This is a genomic window from Enteractinococcus helveticum (genome assembly GCF_001657475.1).
GTDB classification, from domain to species: Bacteria; Actinomycetota; Actinomycetes; order Actinomycetales; family Micrococcaceae; genus Yaniella; species Yaniella helvetica.
Window position 1 is genome coordinate 147,490 of sequence record NZ_LXEY01000016.1, and the last position, 22,551, is coordinate 170,040.

Below are 22,551 nucleotides of genomic sequence, written 5' to 3' on the forward strand. Positions count from 1 at the left end.
AGTACACGCAGTTGAGCCCCGACCGCATGGCCGGGGCTCAACGATATCTAGATATATGAGCTAGTTCAAGAACAGGTCTTCTTCAGACGGCGCTTCGTCAATGAAGTCGTATTTGTTGGCAAGGTCAACCATGAACATTAGCTGTTCGCGGTTCAACTCACCGTCTAGACGCTCCATAACGAGTTCTTGTGCTGCTTCTTCTGGGATTTCCAGGAACTCAACCAAAAGTTCGCGGGAGCCTTCCTGATCTTCCTGCGCGGCAGCCAGGGCTGCGGTCATGGCTTCAGCGAAATCGGCGACCATTTCCGGATCTTCTTCAGCGAGCTGACCGGAAGTAAAGGTGACCATTGTGGCCATACCTGGGTCAGTTTCCTGGAAGGAGTAGCCCACCAGTTTATTGGCGTCGTCTTCCAAGAGTTGCGACAGGAATGGTTCTGGAATCCACACAGCGTCAGTGTTACCACGCTCTAGCTGGGCTGGCATGTCGGGGAATCCGATTTCCGAGAAATTCAGCGCCTGTGGATCAGCACCGTCTTCTTCAGCAAGGTGCATGACAGTCAAGTCACCAAGAGTCTTCAGCGCGTTCACCGCGGTGGTTTTGCCTTCAAGATCGGCCCAGGTTTCAATGCCAGAGTCGGTACGAGTGACCACACCAGCCACGTCGTTGCCTTCTTCCAGGGAGTTTGAGTAGCCGGCAACGATCTTCATGTCCAAGCCTTGATCAACAGCAGTAGTGACCGACAATGGGTTCCCAACACCAAAGTCGAGCTGGCCAGCTGAGACCGCAGGCAGCATGGCTGCACCCGCGCTGGAGATTTCGTATTCGACGTCGAAGCCATGTTCTTCGAAGATGCCGTGTTCTATCCCGTAGGCCACGCCAACGCTCGGCGCGATGCTGAGCACACCGATTTTGACCTCGCGCATTTCTTCGGTCTCGCCGCCAGCTTCACCACCGCCGTCGCCACCATTACCGCCACCGCATGCGGTGAGCATCAGCGCTGCGGCTGCAGCGGTTGCAAAACCAGATAGGAATTTCTTCTTCATAATATCTCCCAGTGTGAGGGTGGCGGTTCGCTACGGACCGCCGGAGGGCATGAGATTGAGTAATTGAAGTAAATGATCTAAATATTCATTGATTGACAGCAACAATAGACGGCATTCGCCACGAATGGAAGGGTTCTGACCCGTTTTTTTGTTATGTGAGTTACAGTGCGTTTATCATACGGGACTTTGACGATGCCTTCCGTCCCAAAATTAATCAGCACTCGCTATGACAGACAGCGCACTGTCTCAGGACACCTTATGAAGATGAAGAGAGGACACTCTAAACGCCACAGCAGGATCATTTTCCTCCAATGAGTCAACGATCCTGCTGTACTAGCTCTTACAATATGTAGTTATCCAAACAGCTGGATGACCAGCTAGGCTCCTCGCTCTGCCATCATGTCCGGCAACCAGGTTGCCATCTCTGGGAACCAAATCATCAGGAATAGGAAGAGTACGGCGATCGGCAGGAACCATGACAATGAGACAAATATGTCTTTCAGACTAATGTGCTGGCCGAGATTCACATCAGGCTTCTGCGCAATGTTGTGGACAATGTAACTGAGCACACCAACCGGTGGTGTAATCATGCCAAGCTCACCAAGCAAGACCACGAATACGCCGAACCACAACACATTAATATCCATCGCGGCGAATGTTGGTAATAGAATTGGAATGGTCAGGAACATCATCGACAGGGTGTCAAAGAACATTCCCATGATGAGGTACAGGACGATAAGCGACACCAGGAAGACGAAGCGGGACATTCCCAAGCCGGTAATGAAGTCTGTGGTTGCTTGTGCCAGGCCGGTCACGGCGAGAACGCGGGTCAGCATCTCCGCACCGACGAGTAGGAAGAAGATTGCGGCGGTTGCAGCCACCGAAGACAAAGCGGCTTGGGCAATCGTCTTAAATGGTAGCTCTTTGCGCCGGTACCACAGGCATAGCAGCAGGGAAACCAACGCGGCCCCGGCACCGGCTTCAGTGGGCGTGAAAATCCCGGAAAACATGCCCGCAAACAGGACAATCATAATGAGCGGGAACGCCCAAATATCTTTCAGGGACTGCAGCCGGTCACCCCAGGTGACGGTCACAGTTGACTGTGTCTTGTTTTTGTACCTGCCAAAGAGCTGGGGCGCAGCCAAACCGAGAATCAGCAGGAACAGTGCGAAAGTCGCTGCAACTAAAATACCGGGAAGCGCGCCAGCAATCAGCTGGGGTCCCACGGGAGTATTCGCGATGCCTGCGTAAACAACTAAGAGAATACTTGGCGGAATGAGGTTGCCGGGCAGTCCGGAAATAATGACGGTCCCAACGGCAACGCGACGATCGTAGCCTGCCCGCAGCATCTCTGGAATACCTGCTTGCCCTAAGGCATACGTCATTCCGATCGTGGAGCCCGAAACAGAAGACAGCCCAGCGCCGGCTGCCGTAGTGCCGATACCGAGACCCCCCGGGAGCCAGTTGAACCAGTGACCAGCAGCCTTATACATTTTGCCGGTCATGCCCGAGACCGTCAGCAGCATGCCCATGAAGATGAACATCGGAAGAACACTCAACGACCAACTCGAGACCGCGTTATACGGTGCAACCGAGAGCACGTTCACCGTGGCCGGAACCCCGCTGATGGCATAAATCCCCACGAGGCTTGGGAGAGCGAGCGCAAATGACACCGGGATACCGGTGAAGAGCAGGATGATCATGAGCGCTATCACGAGCGCACCAGCCATCAGAGCGCTAGTGCTCAAGAAAATTCCTACGATGCACGCAAGAATCAAACCGCCCATGATGAGACGAGGCTTCCACGAGCCTTTCTCGCGTTTCGTATCAGGGACCAATCCCACAGGGCTATCAGTTTCACTGGCCCTTATTTTTAAAGTAGACATAATTTCGTTCCCTCAAGAATATCAAGTGCCGACGAACTAACTACCCTGTATGGCTTCGTCATCTGCTACGGCTTCCTGTTGCACGCTCTCGTGTTCACCGCGACTAATCGAAAACACTTCGACGATAAAGGTGACAGCCAAGGCAAGAAAAACGATGGGCACGAGGAACATTACAGGCCAAATCTGCAGTGAGGATACACCCGCCGTCAGACCGACTTGGAAACTACTAATTGCCTCAAGCAGCCCGTACCAGGCCAACGCCAGGCTGAGCAACATGCCGAGAATTCTCCCGACAATAAGAAATTCTTTTTTGTTCTGTCTGCGAAGCCTGTCAGTCACCAGCGAAACGCTGATGTGCTCCCTTCTGAAGTGCGCAATAAGGAAACCACCGAGCGTAATCACTGGCAGGTACCAGTAGGCGACGACCTCGTTGGTGCCGTCCAACGGAGTCTTCAAGAAATAGCGGCCCAGTGCGTTGGCCACAACGTGCAGCATCAAACCAATGAGCATCAGCACTACGACGGTCGTCAAGAAGGTATCAAGACCTTTTATGAGTTTCTTCATATTTACTTCCCATAGTTGAGGGCGGGGTGGCCGGCGAACCTCAAAAATCTTCGCCGGCCATCCTCTCCGACCGACTAGCGACTACTAGTTTGGGCGGTGTTCCGCCATTACATCGTCATAAACTTTTTCGGCAAAGTCACGGACAGCGTCAGTTTCTGGGTTGTACCATTCACTGAACGACTGCAGGTCGCCCTCATCCCCTAGTCCCATTTCTGCTGCGGTGGCTCGCCACTTTTCGATCGATTCGGTCAGTTCGTCATAGAAGCCTTCTGGCACGACGCCGGCTTCCACTTTTTCGTCGAGCAGTTCAGCGGACACATCAGTCAACTGTGCGACTTCTTCGTCATTAAGCGTGCGGGCTGAGCCGTTGTGCTCGTCAATGGCGTTGGAAATGTTAATGTTGCCCTGAATACTGGTGATCAACTGCTGTTCAAACAGGGTGAGCATTTCGTCAAAGATCAGCTGCTTGGCGGCAAGTGGCAGTTTCTCGAAGTTGCTGCCGGCAACCACGGATTGTGCACCTCGTCCAAACGAGACTTCGTCGGAATAGACGTAGTGCGGTGCAACCTCAAGGAAGCCATTTCCGGTTGCTGCTGCACCGTGCGCCATAGCGCAATCGATCGTACCGCGCTGCAGGGCTTCATAGATTTCTGGGTATTCCAGGGAGACCGGGCTGGCACCTAGCGCACTGATTTGCTCATTCTGAGTCGATGATGAAACTCGGTTTTGGAGGCCACTCCATCCTGAGTCTTCCGATACTTCACTACTACACATAGCAAACTGGTTGCCGTCACCATAGAACGGAATCAGCGGCACGACACCGTGCGAATCAAGTTCGGCCAAGAATTCTTCAGAGTTCCACGCAACCTCCAAAAGAGCCGCGTTGCTTGCTAACTCACCGGCAAGAGGAGAGGAACCACCCAGGGTACTTCCGACAATAAACGCGTCGTTTACTGGGAATTCGGCGGGGCTATAGATTGGCAGAATGGTCGCGATATCAACGCGACCATCACCCAATGCATCGACAACCTCGGAGTAGCCTGCAACAGCCTGACCCCAGACGATTTCGATCTTCAGCTTGCCGCCCGAGACTTCTTCAACGCGCTTTTTGAATTCGAGTGCTCGAGGCGAAGAAATTGCCTCCCCGGAAGGTGCTTCTGGCTGGTACACGAGCGTGGTTTCAGGCATATCCGCCAGCGCTTCTTGATATTCAGCTGCCGTCGCTCCGAGAGGAAGTCCTTCTGATTCGTTGCTGTCTTCAGACCCTCCAACCGATCCTGCACATCCGGACAGGACCAGTCCAAAAATCGAAGCAGTCGCTAGCGCAGCGAACTTTCCTCGTGTCGTCTGCCAATTGCTACCTTGAAAACCCATATTTTTCCTCTTCTTCATAAAATCTGCTGCGCCCAAGACAGGGGCCAACGCGTAAATACAGCTCTCCGTCACCGCTCGATGACGTCAATATCCGTGAGATAACGTGCCGGAAAACAGTTTCACCTAGTGAACTATTTTGAAGTTTGGTCGGCATGATCTGACGGATGATGTGATTGGAATAACAGCGTGAGTGACAGATTACCGCCGTATTAGGCGCAAGTCAACAAAAACTTCACAACGAAACCTGAGCTGCCACCTGAGGACTCAAAAGTCCATCTATTGAACTTTTTTACTAGCTGCTTCAGCCGACTTCAAACCTCAAAAACCGCGAGATCTTCGGCAATATGCACCAATCCGTCGAAAGTATTTGAGGCCTGCTGCCAGTTAGCAAGTGGCGTATCGGCTGGGACGAGGTGGTGTAGCACTAATGCTTTGGCACCTGCACTTTGTGCAACACGTCCAGCATCTTCGGCTGTCGTGTGTGCCCGGCGGTGATGCGACATGATCGCTTCGCGGCGCTTCGGATCCGGGTAATGTCGCATACGCACCTCCATCACCTGCAAGTCGATCGCTTCGTGGAACAAGAGATCACTTCCTTCAGCAATTCGGATCGTATTTTCGCAGTACCCGGTGTCACCGGAGATGACGATCGAGCCATACCGAGAGTCAAATCGAAATGCGAATGCCGGCGCCGTTGGGTGATGGTCTACCAGGATTGCGCTCACACGGACTCTGGGGTCCTCAAACACCACAAAGGGCTCCATTTCGGGTGCGACATTGTTATTTGCATCGAATGGAACCGTAGCGGGAAGCGCAATATCTGTCACAGCAAAACTCTCAAGTGGCGACGGGCTGCCATAGTCGAACATTCTGTCGTTGATATCGGTCGAGTACGCGCCCTCGAGGCGCTTCAGTGTCTCAGCGATCCCCGGCGTTGGTTCATCGGCGCGCACAGTATTGGGCTGGCTGTTTGCAAACTCGGTGAGCGGCGGCAATTTACCTCTGGCAGCTGGCCCAATGACCGGGACCTGTCGCGGTCCGACGTCGCTATAACCGAACAGGAGCATACTTGCGAGGTCGACTGTATGATCCGAGTGCATATGCGTGATAAACACCGCCTCAACGTCACTGTAGCCATATCCAGCTCTCGCCAGCTGACGCGATGCCCCCGAACCGAGATCGACCAGGTAGACGCGACCATCAACGATGATCGCGGTGCTTATGCCCGCATCGACATCATTCCGACCCCACCATTTTGGCCCACCAGCGGCACCGAGCGTGATGGCACGCATTCCTACATTTGAGTCTTCTGCCATGATCAATCCTTCATGTCTCTCATTTTTGAAATCAATTGTTGAATCTTCTCGAAGATCACGAGCTATTCTTCGTGCAGCAAGACCGCCTACAAAGCAGTCCGGTCGTCGCGGTTTCCCTGCCCCTCGCCCAGGACCTGCTCGACTTGAGCTACCGCATTGCTCAACAGCTCATGGAGTCGCTGGAGTCGCTCCGGTTGAAAACGACTGTTAATCCCCGACAGGCTGACGACAAGATATGGCTTGCCGTGCCGCACCGGAACAGGCATTGCCATGCCTGAAATCCCGGGCACCACGACATCGTGTCCAAAGATGTAGCCGTTGTCTTCATAGGCATTCACTGTCTGCCGCAGAATTTCCACGTGTTCAGAAGAGCTGCTCTCGCTCCACTCCAGAGCTGGATGATTAGTCTCCGCACGCGCCAGATGCTCCTCACGCTTATGTGGTGGGAGCTGAGCCAGGAAAACCAGCCCCGAGTAACTTGCCGTCAGCGCCATCAGCTCACCTTGCTCTACCGACCGTGCGCGAACCGGGTATGCGCCTTCAGTGCGCACCAGGTAGTACGTGGCGCCGAACGTTCGCATGGCGACATACGTGGTGTCACCAGTCTGGTCGGAAAGTTCCTGCGCGATATCCTGCAATGCAATCACGTCGAGTTTCGGACTCGGCGCGGCCATACTCACCCGAGCCAACGTTTGACCTAGGATGTGGCGCTTATTGGGCAACTGCTCCACATAGCCGACTGCACGCAATTCCCCTAACATCCGATGCACGGTTGGCCGGGCAATACCTGTGACGTCAGCGAGCTCAACCAAGCGCACACCGTGAGGCCCGCCCTCAGCGATGGCCGCGAGGATCGCCGCAACTCGAGAGATCACTTGTTTTTTGTCGGGATCATGCCCGGCCGGTTGTTCAATCATGTATCAGAGTATAAACCCACGACAAGTCCACTGTATAGACTTAAGTCACGAAATTTCTGCGATTTTATATGAAGTGGCCCTTTTCCTGTTGACACATTTCCATTTATAAAGGCATGATGTAGCCATACACGCCACAACCATCCGCGCCGGATCAAAATTTCTTCAATTCCATCTAGCGGACTTCTATGGTTGTTTTCATTTGATCGAAGCAAACGAAAGGGCATATATGCTCACCGAAGAGCTCTTGGTTCCAAAACACGCTGAACTCGCTAGCCTTGAGATGACTTACTACGACTCACAAGACGATAAAAACCGTGATGATGTGCTCGTGCTAGTCCATGGGACTGCCGGTTCTACCGCATCTCACTTTGGCTTTCTCTTTCCGGTCCTCGCGGCAAAACAACGCGTAATTTCGATCGACTGGTCGAATCCCTCAGAAGAGAGCGGCTCTTCCCCGTTACAGCTTGAGCATTTGGCAAACCAAGTCATCGAACTGATCGAACGAACAGTTCCCGGACGAAAAGTCGCACTGCTGGGATACTCGCTTGGAGCGGTTGTGACCGCAGTCGTTGCGGCACAACGCCCTGATCTCGTCGATCGGCTCATACTGGTTTCGGGATGGATCAAGACCGATCAGCAGCAATTGCTGCGCAATGATATTTGGCGGACCCTACGAGACCTCGACGACGATACGGTCCTGCGCCAATACTCCACGTTTTGTGCATTCGGCGGACCATTCCTCGCGGACAAAACCAGAGACGACCTGGCACCCGGGATGAACGCCATGAAGTTTGATCACTTCGGTGATCGCCAAATGGATTTGAATCGTCGGATCGATATCACCGAATCAGCTCATACGATCGAGTGTCCGACTCTCGTGGTTGGTTGCACACATGATCAGATGGTCCCGGTGCGACATCAGCAAGCGCTCTTTGGTGCGATCCAAGATTCACGATATGTCGAGATCCCGACCGGTCATGCAGTGGTATTTGAACGCCCCAGCGAGCTGAGCCATCATATTCAGCAATTTATGGACCTTCCAGACCAGTACCCCGCCGGCACCATCATCCCCACTCCAGCCCCGTAACGGGCCTGCCCCGCATTCTCAAGGACAATTACATGACACTCAATACTTCGCCACGACAACACGTCAAAACTATCATCGTCGGGACCGGCTTTGCCGGACTGTGCATGGGTATGGCTCTCAAACGACGAGGCGATAATGATTTCCTACTCATCGAACGTGCTGACGATGTCGGTGGCACCTGGCGCGATAATACGTATCCCGGTGCTGCTTGCGACGTACCAAGTCACCTGTATTCATTTTCGCATCGGCTGAATCCTGACTGGTCGCGCACCTTTTCTCCGGGCCCCGAAATTCAGGAATACCTGCGCAGCAGTGCACGCGAGGCGGGGCTGCTGCCACATACCGTTTTCAATGCTGACATGACCAGCGCTCAGTGGGATTCAGCCGAACAGCGCTGGCACGTTGCAACGACTGCAGGCGCTTACACCGCGCAGTTCGTCATTACTGGAACCGGCCACCTTGCGGATGAATCATACCCGTCAGTTCCCGGGCTCGAAAGCTTTACCGGAGAACTCTTCCACTCAGCCCGCTGGAATCATGATGTGTCACTTGAAGGCAAGCGTATCGGCATCGTCGGTACCGGAGCCTCAGCTATTCAGATCGTGCCAGAGCTAGCCAAGATTGCGTCCGAACTCGTGGTCTTCCAGCGCACCGCGCCATACATTATTCCTCGCCAGGAACGTGAATATACCGACGGAGAAAAGCGACTCTTCCGACGAAATCCAGACACCATGCGTCAGTTGCGTTCCCAGCTGTTCTGGGAAGGCGAAAACTCCTACGCTCAGCGGCGAGCGATCCCGCAGTTTTTGGAAGCTGGCAAAAATATGGCCCTGCGCCATCTTGCCGACCAAGTCGAAGATGCCGACCTACGCGCAAAGTTGACTCCCGACTATGAGCCAGGATGTAAACGCGTACTGATTTCTAACACTTACTATCCTGCGCTGCAGGCGCCCGTGACTACGCTGGAAGCCTCAGCGCTGCAGCATGTTGAAGGCTCGACAGCCATCGCGGCCTCGGGTGAAACCTACGATCTCGATGTACTGGTCTTTGCAACCGGCTTCGAAGCAACAGAGCCTCCTTATGCGCAACTTGTCTACGGCAAGGAAGGCTTGAACCTCTCGAAACACTGGGAAAAAGGCATGCAAGCTTATGACTCGGTCACAGTCGCAGGATTCCCCAATCTGTTCAGCATTAATGGTCCGAACACTTCCCTGGGGCATAACTCCATCGTGTACATCATCGAATCCCAAGTGAACTACATTCTCGGTGCACTGGATTATGTGGCGGCGAACCAAGCGAAGTCCATTGAAGCCGACCCTGCAGCCGAAGAAGCCTACGTCGAAAAAATTCAGCAAAACGCCCAAGGAACGGTCTGGATCAACGGCGGCTGTAAGAGCTGGTACGTTGATGAACGCTCCGGGCGTCTCACGCTTATTTGGCCGGATTTCGGATATGCCTTCCGCGATGAAAATGGGGAGTTTTCCCCAGACGGCTACACACTCGACCAGTCGGTAGCTGCCCCGGTCACCACGTCTGTCTAACCCCTGAATGTTGCAAGACCTCGATACGTAGAGAAGGAACTTTTATGCAAATTGACGCATATGTTGTAGAAACCAAGAACGCTCCTTTTGTTCAAGAAACCCTGGAACTTGACGCTCCAGGACCCGGTGAAATCCTGGTGCGGGTCGTTGGCACCGGGGTTTGTCACACCGATATGAATACCCAGTCGGGTGACATGCCCCTGCCACTGCCAGGTGTGCTAGGGCACGAAGGTTCTGGGGTTGTCGAGAAGATCGGGCCCGACGTCACCTCGGTACAAATCGGCGACCATGTCGTCATGGGATGGCCATTCTGCGGAGAATGCCGGAATTGTGTGCGAGGCGAACACCGCTACTGCGAGCGCATCGGTGAAGCACTCGTGGGCGGTCACCGCCTCAAAGGCCCCAAAGCCGGCGAATCTGGCTATACCCGTCAAGACGGCTCAAAACTTTCCGGCCACTTCTTCGGGCAATCAAGTTTTGCTACCTACTCGCTAGCGTTGGCTTCAGCCGTTGTCGTGGTGGACAAAGATATTCCGTTGGAACTTGTTGGTCCGCTGGCCTGCGGTATTACCACGGGCGCTGGTGCCATTTTCAACACCGCCAAACCACAAGCCGGCGAATCTGTGGTGATCTTTGGTGCCGGGGCGGTTGGTCTCGCAGCCATTATGGCGGCAAAAAACACTCCTGCGACACGCATTATTGCCATCGACCTCCACGATTCTCGCCTGGAATTAGCCAAAGAACTTGGCGCCACGGATACGATCAACTCAGGCGCTGTGGATCCCGTCGAAGAAATTCTGCGGATTAATGGCGGGCCTGCTGACTATGTTTTGGACTGCACCGGTGTAATTTCGGTTATCGAAAAAGCGATGGAAGCCGTGGGCATGCTGGGCACCATGATTCTCATCGGTGGCGCGCCCGTTGACGCAAGCTTCTCGCTCGACCACTTCCGCACACTGTGGGGACAACGAGTCGTCGGCACACTTGGCGGTTCAGGAACCTCAGCTCAGCTCATCCCTGCGCTGTTGGAGCTGTACAAACAAGGCCGCTTCCCGTTTGACCGGCTCATCAAAACCTATGGTTTCAACCAGATCGATACTGCCATCGAAGAAGCCGGTACCGGTGCCACGATCAAACCTGTCTTACTACTGAATACCGACGCAAACTAATAGCACCAGTTTAAGGAATCCATGACTACTACGGAAACGACGACGCAAACCATATCGAATAACGGCACCGCACCCACCATGATCGATAAGATCCCAACACAAATATTTGTCGATGGCTGGAGGAACGGGAGTTCAAAGAAGACTCTGCAGACGATCAATCCCTTCGACAACACCGTATTGGCTGCAATTCAGCAGGCAAATACTACCGATGTGGATGACGCCTATACCACCGCAGCTGCTGCTCAATCTGCTTGGGCAGCCAAGGCACCGCAAGAGCGTGCAGCAGTTTTGGTAGCTGCAGCTGATTACATGCAAGAGCATTTTGACGAACTCGTGGAGCTGCTCTCCGCCGAATCAGGATCATCTGCAATCAAAGCGGGCATCGAAGTAGGAGCAGTAATCGCACACACGCGTGAAGCCGCCACCTACCCGACTAGGACCCACGGCAAAATTATGCCGTCTGGAACCCCAAGGAAGCAGAACTACGTATTCCGTGAACCGCTGGGAGTCGTTGGCGTTATTAGTCCATGGAACTTCCCGATGGTCCTAGCGCAGCGCTCAGTTGCACCAGCATTGGCGCTTGGCAACGCAGTGGTGCTCAAGCCTGCTTCGGATACTCCGCTCACCGGAGGGCTGCTATTTGCGCATGTGTTTGAACAGGCTGGCTTGCCCCAGGGACTTCTCAACGTGGTTGTTGGTAGCGGATCAGAAATTGGCGACTACTTTGTCGAACACGAAATACCCTCGCTGATTTCTTTCACTGGGTCAACGGAGATTGGTCAGGCCGTCGGAGAGAAGGCCATCGGCGGGACGCACATGAAGCAAGTTGCTCTTGAACTCGGGGGCAACGCACCATTCGTGGTGCTCGACGACGCGGACCTTGACGAAGCCATCAAGGCGGCGGTGCTGGGGAAATTCCTTCACCAGGGCCAGATCTGCATGGCGATCAACCGGATCATCGTTGATGCGAGCATCTACGATGAGTTCGTGTCTAAATACGCACAAGCTGTCAAGGAAGTCCAAAGCGGTGACACCCGTAATCCTGACAACCTAGTGGGACCGATTATCAATGATCAACAGGTCACCTCAATACTGGACAAGATCCACAATGCTCGGGCGGAAGGTGCCCGGGAGGTTGTCTCTGCTGAGCCACGCGGACGCGTCATTCCACCTCATGTTTTTGCAGATGTCACCGAGGAGATGGAACTCTTCCGAGACGAGATCTTTGGCCCCGTCGTTGGTATCACAAAAGCACAAGATGAGGCCGACGCACTGCGGCTGGCCAATAACACACAGTATGGTCTTACCAGCGCTGTGTTCACCCAGGATTTGCAACGCGGCATGAACTTTGCTCGCGGAATCAAAGCCGGCATGACGCATATTAACGATATAACCGTCAACGATGAACCACACGTGATGTTTGGTGGGGAGAAGAATTCCGGTATCGGCCGTTTCAACGGAGACTGGGCGATTGAGGCGTTCACTACCGACCATTGGATTGGCGCTAAGTCCCTTTAGTATCGGACACCTTCTTGATCGGCTGGCGAGGAGCACACTCGCCAGCCGATCAACCTATAAGGACCACTAGTCCTAGCTGTTAGCGCAGTGGGAATGGCCCTATCTAGGAGCGCTCCCGTCGGTGGGCTCCCACCAGATTGATGTTAGTCTCGAGAGTAAATGCGGCATGGTCGGTGTCACCCCGCCGCATATCAGGGTGACACCGACCGTGCCGCAATCTGAAGGTTAGTAGGTTGCCCGACCACCCGATAGGTCAAACACTGCACCCGTGCTGAATGAGACCGATGGACTTGCCAGGAAGGCGATCATTTCAGCGGCCTCTTCCGGTTCGCCCACGCGTCCCATCGGGATACGTCCCAGCAGCTTCTCCTTCACCTCGTCAGAAAACCACGGCTGGTCCAACATGCCAGACCCGATCAGTGCGGGAGCGATGGCGTTGACGATCACGCCATCTTTGGCAAGTTCTTTGCCCAGGACCTTGGTCATGGCAATAACTCCGGCCTTCGCTGCAGCGTATCCGCCGGCCAGCGCATGGCCTTCCATGCCTGCGGCAGACGCCGTATTGACGATCCGGCCATAGCCGGCTTCAACCATGTGAGGCACGGCAGCCTGGATCATCATGAAATAGCTCGTCAAGTTCACTTCTATATCGCGACGCCAGTCTGCCAGGTCAATCTCCCAAATGGGTTCCATGGCACTGCCCATGCCCGCATTATTGACCAGAATCTCTAGGTCACCAAAGCGTTCTTTGGCTAGCTCAACGGCAGCACGTCCAAGCTGCTCGTCGGTGACGTCACCAGCGAGCACCGCGATGTTGCCGCCTGCCTCCGTGACATCTTGCTCGAGTTGGGCCAAGCGCTCAGCGTTGAGATCGAGGGCTACGACATTCACGCCCAAACGTACGAGACGCATAGTCGTGGCGGCACCGATTCCACCGCAGGCTCCGGTCACAATGGCCGTTTGGTCTTGCATGTTTTCAAACACAGGAAAATCTCCGATTCGTTCACAAGGGATAGCAAGAGGGAAGATATTGGCTTACGTGGCCTGGGCGATGTTGAGTCCCCCGGCGATCCATAACGGTTGTCCCGTCATATAAGGCAGCGCCCCGGAAGCCAGGGTCGCCACGGCCTGTCCGACGTCGTCAGTGCTCCCCCAACGGCCCAGCGGGACACTGCCGTCTTCCATCTTCTTGTCGATGGGCGCGGTGCTCGCAGACGCCGTCATCTCGGTGCGCATGAATCCCGGACGGATTTCGTGCACGTGAATACCTTCGGGACCCAACCGTGTGGCAAATACCTCGGATGCCATAGAGACTGCGGTTTTGGTAATGCAATATTGCGAGCGGTCGGTTGAGACCAGCTCCGCTGCGATAGACGTGACAAACAGAATCGAACGGTAGACACCGTCGGTCAAGCGCGATGGATCCGCAAGCATGCTCTTCGCGACCGCTTGGCTGAGGAAGAAAGTGCCGCGCAAGTTGATATCTGAGGCCCTATCAAACGCCTCGGGTTCTAAATCTAAAACATCGACGAGCGGACGCGCTGCGATACCTGCATTGTTATGCAGGCAGTCCAGTCGGCCAAAATCAGCCCAGACCTGATCAACGAATGCCGCATGTGCGCCAAGATCTGCGATGTCGAGCTGGTAATACTCGGCTTTTGCGCCGGTCTCGCGGAGGGTCGCCAACAGCTCGCCAATGGCCACATCATCCTGAAGCGCAGGTAGATCCGCAATCGCGACATCGAATCCTTTGCGGGCTAGATGCACGGCGGCACCTCGTCCCAAACCTTGCCGCCCGCCGGTCACCACCGCGACTGGGCGGATCGGTTCGGCGGCATCTTGTGGAACGGGTATGGACATGATCATCAACTTTCGAGCTATTTTGGTGCGGTCTACAGAGGTTAGATTGCCCGTTCGGCCTGAGCACTCCCGGCACGAGCGTGGCAGTCTTCTCCCCCTTAAGTATTATGTCCTACTTTACGAGCGTCAATGCCCTATTTTTTAGGACACATGCTAGTGTCAGTGCGGGGGTAGAAACATGAATGAAACGGTTCGCAGTCGAAATACCACGGTCGACAAAGCCCTGGGTATTCTGGATTTAATCTCAGCCGAACGACTATCGCTCACCGCGATTGAAATCGCTAACCACCTAGGCGCATCGCGCTCTACGGCGTATCGATATATCGACACCTTGGTTGATCTTGGCTTTCTCCAACAAAACCTCGCCGGTGGGTTCTGCCTTGGTCACAAGATTTTTGAGCTGGCCCGGCTGGGAAGCGGCACCAATAAGACACTTGACCTGGCCTCGGCCTGGATGTCGCAGCTCCGGGCCGAGTTCAACGAGACGCTGACCTATACGCGGCGACGCAATTCCACACACACGGTTATTGACGCTGTGGAAGCTTCTCAGCGGCTAGTTCGCGTGGGATATACAGTCGGCGAACTCATGCCCATTCACGCCGGTGCACCATCGGTCGTGCACTTAGCGAAAGATACACCAGATCAGATCCGGGCTCTCATGCGTGAAGTCGAACTCACGCAATTCACAGACACCACGCCCAGATCTGTGGATGACATCCTCCGCAGTCTGGACCGCTTGCACACCCACGGCTACTACACATCGCGGGGAGAAAAAGATGCGGAGGCAGTATCCGTTGCAGTGCCCTTATATTCGCCCGACCACTCCCGAGTACTTGGCGGTCTGGGCTTTATCGTCCCGGTGAACCGCTTTAATCTGGAACTTGAAGAAGCCATGGCTGCGCGACTCATCAGCGCGTCTGACGACATCGAGGCGAGACTCAACTTTTATCAGCCGTAAACGCACCCGTCAGATATTCTAGACTTCTGATGAGGCCTCACAGCTCGGACAGCTCCTCATAAGATTCGGCATTGAGACGCACTCGCCGCAGTACGCCCCCAAAGAACCGTCTCTTCTTGCTCGGTCAGCTCGGAACACAAGCGAGGCGTCAAAAGTTGCGATCCGCGATTCCAGGCTCCGCATGAACACCGGACCCTTCGCGGTTATCAGAATCACGTACTGACGGCGATCACCCGCCTGAGACTTCCGCTCGATCAGCTCGTTAATCTCCAGATTCCGCAGAATACCCTGCATACTCTGGGGACACATAAACACTCTCCTGGCCAAGGCAGCCTGCGTCAGGGCATCATGCTCCTTGAGTACCGTTACAACGCGACAGCATGCGACAGATTCGGCTCCGATTCCACCACACTGGCGGTATCTTGTTGCCACACCCGTGCCCAATAATCATCACACCGATAACGAGGTAACCGCACATGCCAATGGGTGGGCCGCCAACCAATCAGCACATGAGTGACTTTCCATACCAGCCTGCCCTGAACCTTGGTTTGGCTACCAGAGGCGCGACAGAAATTATCGGATGCAATCACCGGACATTCCAACGCGGTCTGATCACGGTTAATTCGTTGCCCAGTCGCGGTAACTCCGTAGCCATCCAGCATGCAAAAATATCAAAGTCAGGGGTCGAAAAGTACGGTGTGACAAGTCGAGGACTTTCTTTGTGATAGCTAGTTTCATCAGTGCCATCATTGGAATACCTCGACACTTTTATGCCTTCAATACGCCCAAATCCAAAACCCGACCTACACCCCAAATGCGAACAGTCCAATTAAATAACAACAGGCTGTGGGAACGGTCTCGTTCCACAGCCTGTCGCTGATATTACTTCGATGTACTTACGCGTAAAAGCGTGACAGGAATGTTGCCACGACAGCTGGGCGTTCTTCGCCTTCAATTTCAATGACGCCGTTGGTCACCAGGTGCAGGCCGTTGCCTTTAACTTCCTGGACCTCGGAGATTTCGGCCTTCATGCGGATACGGGCGCCGGCTTTGACCGGGTTGGTGAAACGGACTTTGTCCAGCCCGTAGTTGACCTTGGTGGTCACGCCGGTCACGTCAAATAGTTCCGACCAGAATAGGATGATCAGCGACAAGGTGAGGAAACCGTGTGCGATCGGAGCACCGAATGGGCCTTCTTTGGCGCGTTCCACATCGGTGTGGATCCACTGGTGGTCGCTGGTGGCATCGGCGAACGTGTTGATCATGTCCTGGGTGACGGTCATCCATTCGGTGACGCCCAGGTCCGTACCGGCCAGGTTGGCAACTTCTTCGAATGGGACAACAGTGCGTGCTTGAGTTTCAGTCATGGAGATCAAGTTCCTTTAGGTAGTAAACGGTCGAGTTAGACAAATGCGCTGACGCCGGTGATTGAACGACCGACGATGAGTGCATTAATTTCGTGGGTGCCTTCATAGGAGTAGACAGCTTCGGCGTCGGCGTGGAAGCGTGCCACATCGGTATCCAGTGTGATGCCGTTACCGCCGCAGACTTCGCGGGCCAGGGCTACGGTTTCACGCAGTTTGGTAGCGGTGAACATTTTGGCCATCGCCGAGTTCTCGTCTTTATAGACGCCGGCTTCCTGCTGGTCCACTAGCTGCAGCGCCATGGCCACCGAGGCGGTCACGTTGGCGAGCATGGTGGCCAGTTTTTCTTGGATCAGCTGGAACCCGGCAATCGGTTTGCCGAACTGTTCGCGCTGGGTCGTGTAGCGGACGGCGGCCTCATAGGCGCCCGCCATGGCACCAGCCGCAATAAATGATGCATCCGAACGCATCAAGCGCAGGCACGCGGCCACATCTTTGAACGAGTTGATGTTCTTCAACCGTGCGTCGTCGTCCACCTGGACGTCGTCATAGGTAATGTGGGCGTTCTGCATGATGCGCAGTGAAGCTTTGCGCTCGATTTTCTCCAGTGTCACCCCTGCGGCTTCACGCGGCACGAGGAAGGCCTTGACTTGGTTGTCGGCGGTGTCGCGGGCAAATGTGCAGATGACGTCGGCGCGGAAGGCGCCACCGATCCAGCGTTTTTCACCGTTGATGGTCCAACTACCATCGGCACTTTGGGTTGCCGTGGTTTGCAGGCCGCGGGCCACATCCGAACCATTATCTGGTTCGGTCAGCGCGAAGACGCCCAGCAGGTCATAGTTGGTGACCTTCGGATCAAGTTCAGCAACCTGATCAGCGTCGCCGCCTTGATTGATGACGGTGCGGAACAGGCCTGCTTGTGCGTTGAAGAACGTGACGACGTTGATGTCGCACCGGGCGAGTTCAAAGGTTCGCATGGCTTCGAAAATGCCACGGACTGGCTCGCCGGCTGCTTTGAGCGCGGGTGGATCCATCAGGCGCAGCGACTCCAGCGGCTCGATGATCTCTTCTGGCAGGCGGTCTTCACTCCACGCATCGTTGAGGTACGGGTGCACCTTGTCGTCAAGGGTGGTGCGAAGTTCTGCTAACACCGCTTTTTCAGTGTCGGTGAGACGGTCCGAAAAACCGTAGACATCCCAGATTGGTTCGCGGCTCATGCGCTGGCCTCCTGGTCGAGTCCAAGGAGTTTGACCGCGTTATCTTTCAGGATCAGCGGACGGACCTCATCCTTGATCGGCAGGTCTTCGAATGCTGCCAGCCATTTGGTCGGTGGGATCAGTGGGTAGTCGGTACCAAACAGTACTTTGTGTTTCAGCACGTTATTGGATTGGCGGACCAATGATTCTGGGAAGTACTTTGGCGACCAGCCCGACAGGTCAATATAAACATTGGCCTTATGGGTGGCAATCGAGTTGGCTTCGTCCTGCCAGGGCACCGATGGGTGGGCCATGATGATGGGCAGGTGTGGGAAGTCAGCGGCGACTTCATCCAGCAGCAGCGGGTTCGAGTACCCCAGCTTGATGCCAGCGCCTCCGGGCAGCCCTGCACCCATACCGTTCTGGCCGGTGTGTGACAGGATCGGCAGGCCGATTTCTTCTAGTGCCTCCCACAGCGGGTAAAACTGGCGATCCGAAGGGTCGAAACCCTGCACTGAAGGGTGGAATTTGAAACCGCGGACACCTAGCTCGTGAGCTTGGCGTTTGGCTTCTTCGATGGCGGCTTCACCATTGCGTGGATCGACCGAGCCAAATGGCAGCAGCACGTCGTTATTGCGCAGTGCTCCGGCGACCACATCGTCGATGGAGTTTGGCAAGTGACCGTCGAACTGGGTGCGAGCATCCAGGGTAAAGACGACGGCGGCCATACCCAGGTCGCGGTAGGTTTCAGCGATCTTATCAATCGACGGGGTGCGGTCTTCGGATTTGAAGTATTTTGCGGAAGCTTCGTAGAAGACTTCTGGCATGGGCTTGTGGCCCTGGTCGTCCATTTCAATATGGACGTGGACATCGACCGCGGAGATTGCGGAGACGTCAATCTTGGATTCGTATTTTGCCACAAATATCACTTAGGCCTTTGGCTGCAGTTCGGCGGGCAGTTCCAGGAATTTTTCGCCGACGTCCTGGAGGTTGTTTTCGATAAGCTCACGGCCTTCGGACTGCATGGCTTCGTAGCTCCAACCGCCTTCGCGGAATTCAGTGGCCACTGGTTCTGGGTGGCCCCAAACCTGCAGGCGGTCGCCACCGACACCGATGGCCTGACCGGTGATGTTCGCAGCTTCGTCAGAGGACAGGAAGGCGATCAGACCGGCCACGTCGGCTGCGGTGCCAAAGCCCAGTTCTTTGCGGAAGAATGCTGGCATTGCTTCGCCAGCTTTATCAGCTTCGATGGCAGCGGAGAAGTATGGGACAGTTTCGGTCATGGCAGTAGCGGCAACCGGGATGATTGCGTTGACGGTCACGCCGGCGCGTTTCATTTCCAGGGCCCAGGTGCGAACCATACCCACGATGCCAGCTTTGGCTGCCGCGTAGTTGGTCTGACCGAAGTTGCCGCGCTGACCGGTTGGCGAGCCAATGGTCACGATGCGACCTTTGATTTCGTTTTCTTTGAAGTAAGCAAACGCTGCACGAACACAGGTAAAGGTGCCGCGTAGGTGAACATTGATGACGGCGTCGAAGTCATCGTCGGACATCTTTAGCAGGCTGCGGTCACGCAGAATGCCGGCATTGTTCACCAAAATGTCGAGAGTGCCGAATTCTTCGACGGCAGCGTTGACGAGTTTTTCAGCGGTTTCAGTGGAGCCAACCGGTGCGGTCACGCCAATGGCGGCGCCACCTGCAGAAGTAATGGATTCAACTGCTTGTTTTGTGACATCTTCGTTGACATCATTGATGACAACTTTGGCACCCTGGCGTGCGAGCTCTTGAGCGTAAGCCAGTCCAAGACCAGCGCCGGATCCGGTAACGATTGCGACTTTGCCGTTCAGTGACATTGCTTGTCCTCACTTCTGGTTGGCCTAGAACCAACATTCCGTTGACTCTAGAAATAATTGTGAATAACACCTATTGTCTATCTCAACCGATATTCTTGTAGATGTCAATAATAGATGGGAAAATGTTTCACATGAACGCCGAACTACTAGAAGCCAATGAGCTCGATCCGTCGCCATTGCGGGATACCGAGATGGCCAAAGAAATCCAATTCCTTACAGCACGCCTTGCCGCCAAGGGCAACGCGTACGCCAATAAGTTGCTCGAAGAAGTCGACCTCAATGTTCGGCAGTTCTCCGTGCTGGCACTGGCAGCCTCTGAATTAAAGCCCACCCAGCGCGAAATGTCTTCGTTTGTGGCCTTGGACCCTTCGCAGATCGTGGCCCTAGTGGACACGCTAGAGGACCGCAACCTGGTCAAACGCGAAACCGACCGGCGGGATCGTCGTTCCAAGAATATCGTGGCCACCACCGAGGGCGAGAAGCTCTACCGTCAGGCGCGAGCAATCACCATGACCGCTGAAGATCATGTTTTAGCCAACCTAACGACTTCAGAACGCGATCAACTGCGTGCCCTGTTGACCAAAGTCACCCTGTGAGACCCATTTTCCCTATGATTGGGGCGCAGCGTATGCTGCGCCCCAATATTTTTTAACTCTTAGTCGCCGTACATTTCCCTCAGTTGCGGCTTACGGACCTTACCGGATGCGGTGCGCGGCATATCCTCAACAAACACCACAGACTTCGGAATCTTGTAACGGGCCAGTCGGCCATCAAGATACGACAAGACTTCTTGCTCTGTAATCTCATGCCCCTCTCGAACCATGATCGCAGCCCGTCCGACTTCGCCCCATTTCTCATCGGGCACCCCGAACACTGCTGCAGCGGCAATGGATTCGAGTTGAGCGAGCTCTTGTTCAATCTGTGCCGGGTAAATGTTTTCTCCACCCGAAATGATCATGTCCTTGAGACGATCCGAGATGAATAAGAACCCATCTTCGTCCAGGTATCCCATATCGCCGGAGCGGAACCAGGTGCCTGAGTCATCGGTAATAAAGGAGCTTCTATTGGCTTCCTCTCGGTTCCAGTACCCCTTAATGACGTTCGGTCCCTGGATCTGTACTTCGCCGACCTCTCGTGCGGGAAGCACATTGCCATCAAAGTCTGCGACACGAATATGCGTGTGCATTTGCGGCAGACCAGCCGAGCCCATCTTTTCGCAAGAATAGCGCGCCGGCAACGTCGTCGCTCCCGGCGAGGTTTCCGTCATGCCGTACCCCATGGTAAAACTCAGACCACGATCCTCATAGGCCTCCAAAATGCGCAACGGCACAGCAGAGCCACCACAGGTGAGGTTTTTCAACGAGGAAATATCGGTCGTATCCCAGGCAGGATGCTCGGCAATCATCTGGTAGGTAGTCGGCACACCTGAAATAAAGGTAGCCTTGTGGCGCTCAACCAATTCCAGGGCCCGACCGGGTTCGAATCGTGGTTCGAGAATGACCTGCCCACCTTTCAGGAAGGTCGGCAGGACACCCATCCCCAGGGCAGCGACATGGAACATCGGTGAGATCATCAGTGCGACCTCATCGTTGGTGATTGGCATATCCGAGATAACGTTGATGGCGTTCCAGGTCAGGTTGCTGTGGCTAAGCATTGCACCCTTGGGATTGCCGGTCGTACCTGAGGTATACAAGATGATGGCCAGGTCTTCCAGAGCCACGTTGACACGTGGACGCTCCGCATTTGCGCTGGCAATGACGTCGTCATACTGTTGTGACGACAGCTGCAGCCGACCGTTTTCAGCGGGAACACGTTCGCCGTCGTTTACGAAAATCACGCGCTCAATATCCGTGCCTTCGACGCCAGCCACGGCAAGCGGCTCCATAGTATGGGATGCGATGAGCGTCTTGGAACCGGAATCCTCGAGGTGGAACGTGACCTCTGGGCCGGCCAGTCGTGTATTGAGAGGAACGAATACCGCACCAATACTGCCTAGAGCAAAGAGAGTTTCCAGAAATTCCACGGAGTTTTCGCCCAGGTACGCCACCCGCTCACCCTGCTGCACTCCGCGGTCGGTCAGAGCATTGGCCAGACGATTAATGCGGTCACCGAATTCCCCGTACGTAAGTTCCAGATCGCCTGCGGTCACCGCAAGTCGACCGGCAGATTTGACCCGACGTCGTTCAATCCAGTCGCCAATTCCGTGGTTTGTCATCTCACTCCTTGTGTGAATTCTTATGTGAGCGCCATCATACTGCTTACATTCTGCCTGAAACTATTGGCATTCGCAACGATTGTAAAAATGACTCATAGTAAGGGGACTTGGTCACCTCAGCGCCAAACACTACTCAGTGCCGGGAATGACCCAGTAACAGTGGTCGCGAATAATATCGCAGCCATCCGCCATAGCTTTCCACCCCACAAGATGGTCTGGACCGAAGATGGTTTCGACCATGCGCGCCAGGATAACCTGCTCAGCCAGTCACCGAAGCCTTCGGCTAAAGAGTCGATGAACCCCCAGTCGACGATCGTGCCGGGATTTTCGGCTTACACACGCAGCAATATGTGACCGGATGCTTGGAAGAACGCTTGATCGCCATCGACCTTGATCTGCAAGAACTCGTCGCTCACACGGTCGCCAAATCCCGCGATCCGCCTTGGAGTCTGTGGACCCTTGAACCGCCACACCCTTCAGGTCGGCCGCAGCTTCTGCAGGTTCAGTGACCTACAGATTCGCTTCCTTGATATCCTCAAATTCGACTCTGCAATACCTGAGGGCTGTCATGTACCTGCCCTGAAGCCTAGAAATTACAACACACCACTTCGCAACTCACCAAGGGTTGTTACGTCAGTCACCACGCTGGAGCCAACTCTCCACGAGGCTCAAATGTCATTTCCAATCAT

Annotated in this window: 21 protein-coding genes; 7 read left to right on the forward strand and 14 right to left on the reverse strand. The window is 54.7% G+C overall.

Going from position 1 to position 22,551, the window contains the following annotated elements; genetic code table 11:
• Positions 1–60: 60 nt before the first annotated feature.
• From A6F49_RS06230 to A6F49_RS06255, 6 genes are all read right to left on the reverse strand, one after another.
• A complete protein-coding gene (locus A6F49_RS06230) occupies positions 61–1,044 on the reverse strand; it encodes an ABC transporter substrate-binding protein (RefSeq protein ID WP_043057562.1) in 984 nt (327 codons plus the stop codon).
• A 377-nt stretch (positions 1,045–1,421) separates the two neighbouring features.
• A complete protein-coding gene (locus A6F49_RS06235; RefSeq protein WP_235604885.1) occupies positions 1,422–2,792 on the reverse strand; it encodes a TRAP transporter large permease in 1,371 nt (456 codons plus the stop codon).
• Between the two features lie 174 nt (positions 2,793–2,966).
• Positions 2,967–3,494 carry a TRAP transporter small permease gene (locus tag A6F49_RS06240; protein WP_043057560.1) on the reverse strand — a complete coding sequence of 176 codons (528 nt, stop codon included), beginning with the start codon at positions 3,492–3,494 and terminating at the stop codon, positions 2,967–2,969.
• A gap of 84 nt (positions 3,495–3,578) precedes the next feature.
• Positions 3,579–4,868, reverse strand: coding sequence for a TRAP transporter substrate-binding protein (locus tag A6F49_RS06245; RefSeq protein WP_043057559.1), 1,290 nt, complete (start codon positions 4,866–4,868; stop codon positions 3,579–3,581).
• Positions 4,869–5,179: 311 nt separating this feature from the next.
• Positions 5,180–6,184 (reverse strand): MBL fold metallo-hydrolase, encoded by a 1,005-nt coding sequence (locus tag A6F49_RS06250; protein WP_043057558.1) that lies wholly within the window; start codon positions 6,182–6,184, stop codon positions 5,180–5,182.
• Positions 6,185–6,270: 86 nt separating this feature from the next.
• A complete protein-coding gene (locus A6F49_RS06255) occupies positions 6,271–7,101 on the reverse strand; it encodes an IclR family transcriptional regulator (RefSeq protein ID WP_043057557.1) in 831 nt (276 codons plus the stop codon).
• A gap of 226 nt (positions 7,102–7,327) precedes the next feature.
• Between A6F49_RS06255 and A6F49_RS06260 the strand changes: the two genes are divergently transcribed.
• The 4 genes from A6F49_RS06260 to A6F49_RS06275 are packed head-to-tail and all read left to right on the forward strand — an operon-like array spanning position 7,328 to position 12,416.
• The gene (locus A6F49_RS06260) at positions 7,328–8,188 is read left to right on the forward strand and encodes an alpha/beta fold hydrolase (protein ID WP_043057556.1); all 861 of its coding nucleotides are present in this window, start codon (positions 7,328–7,330) and stop codon (positions 8,186–8,188) included.
• A gap of 32 nt (positions 8,189–8,220) precedes the next feature.
• Positions 8,221–9,729 (forward strand): flavin-containing monooxygenase, encoded by a 1,509-nt coding sequence (locus tag A6F49_RS06265; RefSeq protein WP_043057555.1) that lies wholly within the window; start codon positions 8,221–8,223, stop codon positions 9,727–9,729.
• Between the two features lie 44 nt (positions 9,730–9,773).
• Positions 9,774–10,898, forward strand: coding sequence for an NAD(P)-dependent alcohol dehydrogenase (locus A6F49_RS06270; protein WP_043055409.1), 1,125 nt, complete (start codon positions 9,774–9,776; stop codon positions 10,896–10,898).
• Positions 10,899–10,919: 21 nt separating this feature from the next.
• Positions 10,920–12,416, forward strand: a complete 1,497-nt coding sequence (locus A6F49_RS06275; protein WP_082911628.1) for an aldehyde dehydrogenase family protein — start codon at positions 10,920–10,922, stop codon at positions 12,414–12,416.
• Between the two features lie 225 nt (positions 12,417–12,641).
• Here the strand turns inward: A6F49_RS06275 and A6F49_RS06280 are convergent, their stop codons facing one another.
• Positions 12,642–13,400 (reverse strand): SDR family NAD(P)-dependent oxidoreductase, encoded by a 759-nt coding sequence (locus tag A6F49_RS06280; RefSeq protein WP_150119409.1) that lies wholly within the window; start codon positions 13,398–13,400, stop codon positions 12,642–12,644.
• A 51-nt stretch (positions 13,401–13,451) separates the two neighbouring features.
• On the reverse strand, positions 13,452–14,276 hold the full coding sequence (locus tag A6F49_RS06285) for a 3-ketoacyl-ACP reductase (RefSeq protein WP_043055414.1): 825 nt from the start codon (positions 14,274–14,276) through the stop codon (positions 13,452–13,454).
• Between the two features lie 178 nt (positions 14,277–14,454).
• Here A6F49_RS06285 and A6F49_RS06290 point away from each other — a divergent pair, with 178 nt between their 5' ends.
• A complete protein-coding gene (locus A6F49_RS06290; protein WP_052499926.1) occupies positions 14,455–15,234 on the forward strand; it encodes an IclR family transcriptional regulator in 780 nt (259 codons plus the stop codon).
• Positions 15,235–15,252: 18 nt separating this feature from the next.
• Here A6F49_RS06290 and A6F49_RS18830 read toward each other — a convergent pair whose 3' ends face one another.
• The 5 genes from A6F49_RS18830 to A6F49_RS06315 form a co-directional block, all read right to left on the reverse strand.
• Positions 15,253–15,666, reverse strand: coding sequence for a MarR family winged helix-turn-helix transcriptional regulator (locus A6F49_RS18830; RefSeq protein ID WP_161485783.1), 414 nt, complete (start codon positions 15,664–15,666; stop codon positions 15,253–15,255).
• Positions 15,667–16,130: 464 nt separating this feature from the next.
• On the reverse strand, positions 16,131–16,601 hold the full coding sequence (locus tag A6F49_RS06300) for a MaoC family dehydratase (RefSeq protein WP_043055407.1): 471 nt from the start codon (positions 16,599–16,601) through the stop codon (positions 16,131–16,133).
• Between the two features lie 35 nt (positions 16,602–16,636).
• Positions 16,637–17,815 carry an acyl-CoA dehydrogenase family protein gene (locus tag A6F49_RS06305; RefSeq protein WP_043055406.1) on the reverse strand — a complete coding sequence of 393 codons (1,179 nt, stop codon included), beginning with the start codon at positions 17,813–17,815 and terminating at the stop codon, positions 16,637–16,639.
• Positions 17,812–18,714, reverse strand: a complete 903-nt coding sequence (locus A6F49_RS06310; RefSeq protein WP_043055412.1) for an amidohydrolase family protein — start codon at positions 18,712–18,714, stop codon at positions 17,812–17,814. Before A6F49_RS06310 ends, A6F49_RS06305 begins: the two co-directional genes overlap by 4 nt.
• A gap of 9 nt (positions 18,715–18,723) precedes the next feature.
• Positions 18,724–19,647, reverse strand: a complete 924-nt coding sequence (locus tag A6F49_RS06315; RefSeq protein ID WP_043055405.1) for an SDR family NAD(P)-dependent oxidoreductase — start codon at positions 19,645–19,647, stop codon at positions 18,724–18,726.
• Positions 19,648–19,778: 131 nt separating this feature from the next.
• Between A6F49_RS06315 and A6F49_RS06320 the strand changes: the two genes are divergently transcribed.
• Positions 19,779–20,243 (forward strand): MarR family winged helix-turn-helix transcriptional regulator, encoded by a 465-nt coding sequence (locus A6F49_RS06320; RefSeq protein ID WP_043055411.1) that lies wholly within the window; start codon positions 19,779–19,781, stop codon positions 20,241–20,243.
• Positions 20,244–20,302: 59 nt separating this feature from the next.
• Here A6F49_RS06320 and A6F49_RS06325 read toward each other — a convergent pair whose 3' ends face one another.
• Positions 20,303–21,862: an acyl-CoA synthetase gene (locus tag A6F49_RS06325; RefSeq protein WP_043055404.1), complete on the reverse strand. Its 1,560-nt coding sequence runs from the start codon at positions 21,860–21,862 to the stop codon at positions 20,303–20,305.
• A 12-nt stretch (positions 21,863–21,874) separates the two neighbouring features.
• Here A6F49_RS06325 and A6F49_RS06330 point away from each other — a divergent pair, with 12 nt between their 5' ends.
• Positions 21,875–22,216, forward strand: coding sequence for a hypothetical protein (locus A6F49_RS06330; RefSeq protein WP_150119410.1), 342 nt, complete (start codon positions 21,875–21,877; stop codon positions 22,214–22,216).
• The last annotated feature ends 335 nt before the right edge of the window (positions 22,217–22,551 follow it).

What these genes read in the sequence shown, in the direction of transcription:
- A6F49_RS06230 (WP_043057562.1), bottom strand. Translation starts at nt 1,044, where the DNA reads ATGAAGAAGAAATTCCTATCTGGTTTTGCAACCGCTGCAGCCGCAGCG.
- A6F49_RS06240 (WP_043057560.1), bottom strand. Translation starts at nt 3,494, where the DNA reads ATGAAGAAACTCATAAAAGGTCTTGATACCTTCTTGACGACCGTCGTA.
- A6F49_RS06245 (WP_043057559.1), bottom strand. Translation starts at nt 4,868, where the DNA reads ATGGGTTTTCAAGGTAGCAATTGGCAGACGACACGAGGAAAGTTCGCT.
- A6F49_RS06250 (WP_043057558.1), bottom strand. Translation starts at nt 6,184, where the DNA reads ATGGCAGAAGACTCAAATGTAGGAATGCGTGCCATCACGCTCGGTGCC.
- A6F49_RS06255 (WP_043057557.1), bottom strand. Translation starts at nt 7,101, where the DNA reads ATGATTGAACAACCGGCCGGGCATGATCCCGACAAAAAACAAGTGATC.
- A6F49_RS06260 (WP_043057556.1), top strand. Translation starts at nt 7,328, where the DNA reads ATGCTCACCGAAGAGCTCTTGGTTCCAAAACACGCTGAACTCGCTAGC.
- A6F49_RS06265 (WP_043057555.1), top strand. Translation starts at nt 8,221, where the DNA reads ATGACACTCAATACTTCGCCACGACAACACGTCAAAACTATCATCGTC.
- A6F49_RS06270 (WP_043055409.1), top strand. Translation starts at nt 9,774, where the DNA reads ATGCAAATTGACGCATATGTTGTAGAAACCAAGAACGCTCCTTTTGTT.
- A6F49_RS06275 (WP_082911628.1), top strand. Translation starts at nt 10,920, where the DNA reads ATGACTACTACGGAAACGACGACGCAAACCATATCGAATAACGGCACC.
- A6F49_RS06285 (WP_043055414.1), bottom strand. Translation starts at nt 14,276, where the DNA reads ATGTCCATACCCGTTCCACAAGATGCCGCCGAACCGATCCGCCCAGTC.
- A6F49_RS06290 (WP_052499926.1), top strand. Translation starts at nt 14,455, where the DNA reads ATGAATGAAACGGTTCGCAGTCGAAATACCACGGTCGACAAAGCCCTG.
- A6F49_RS06300 (WP_043055407.1), bottom strand. Translation starts at nt 16,601, where the DNA reads ATGACTGAAACTCAAGCACGCACTGTTGTCCCATTCGAAGAAGTTGCC.
- A6F49_RS06305 (WP_043055406.1), bottom strand. Translation starts at nt 17,815, where the DNA reads ATGAGCCGCGAACCAATCTGGGATGTCTACGGTTTTTCGGACCGTCTC.
- A6F49_RS06315 (WP_043055405.1), bottom strand. Translation starts at nt 19,647, where the DNA reads ATGTCACTGAACGGCAAAGTCGCAATCGTTACCGGATCCGGCGCTGGT.
- A6F49_RS06320 (WP_043055411.1), top strand. Translation starts at nt 19,779, where the DNA reads ATGAACGCCGAACTACTAGAAGCCAATGAGCTCGATCCGTCGCCATTG.
- A6F49_RS06325 (WP_043055404.1), bottom strand. Translation starts at nt 21,862, where the DNA reads ATGACAAACCACGGAATTGGCGACTGGATTGAACGACGTCGGGTCAAA.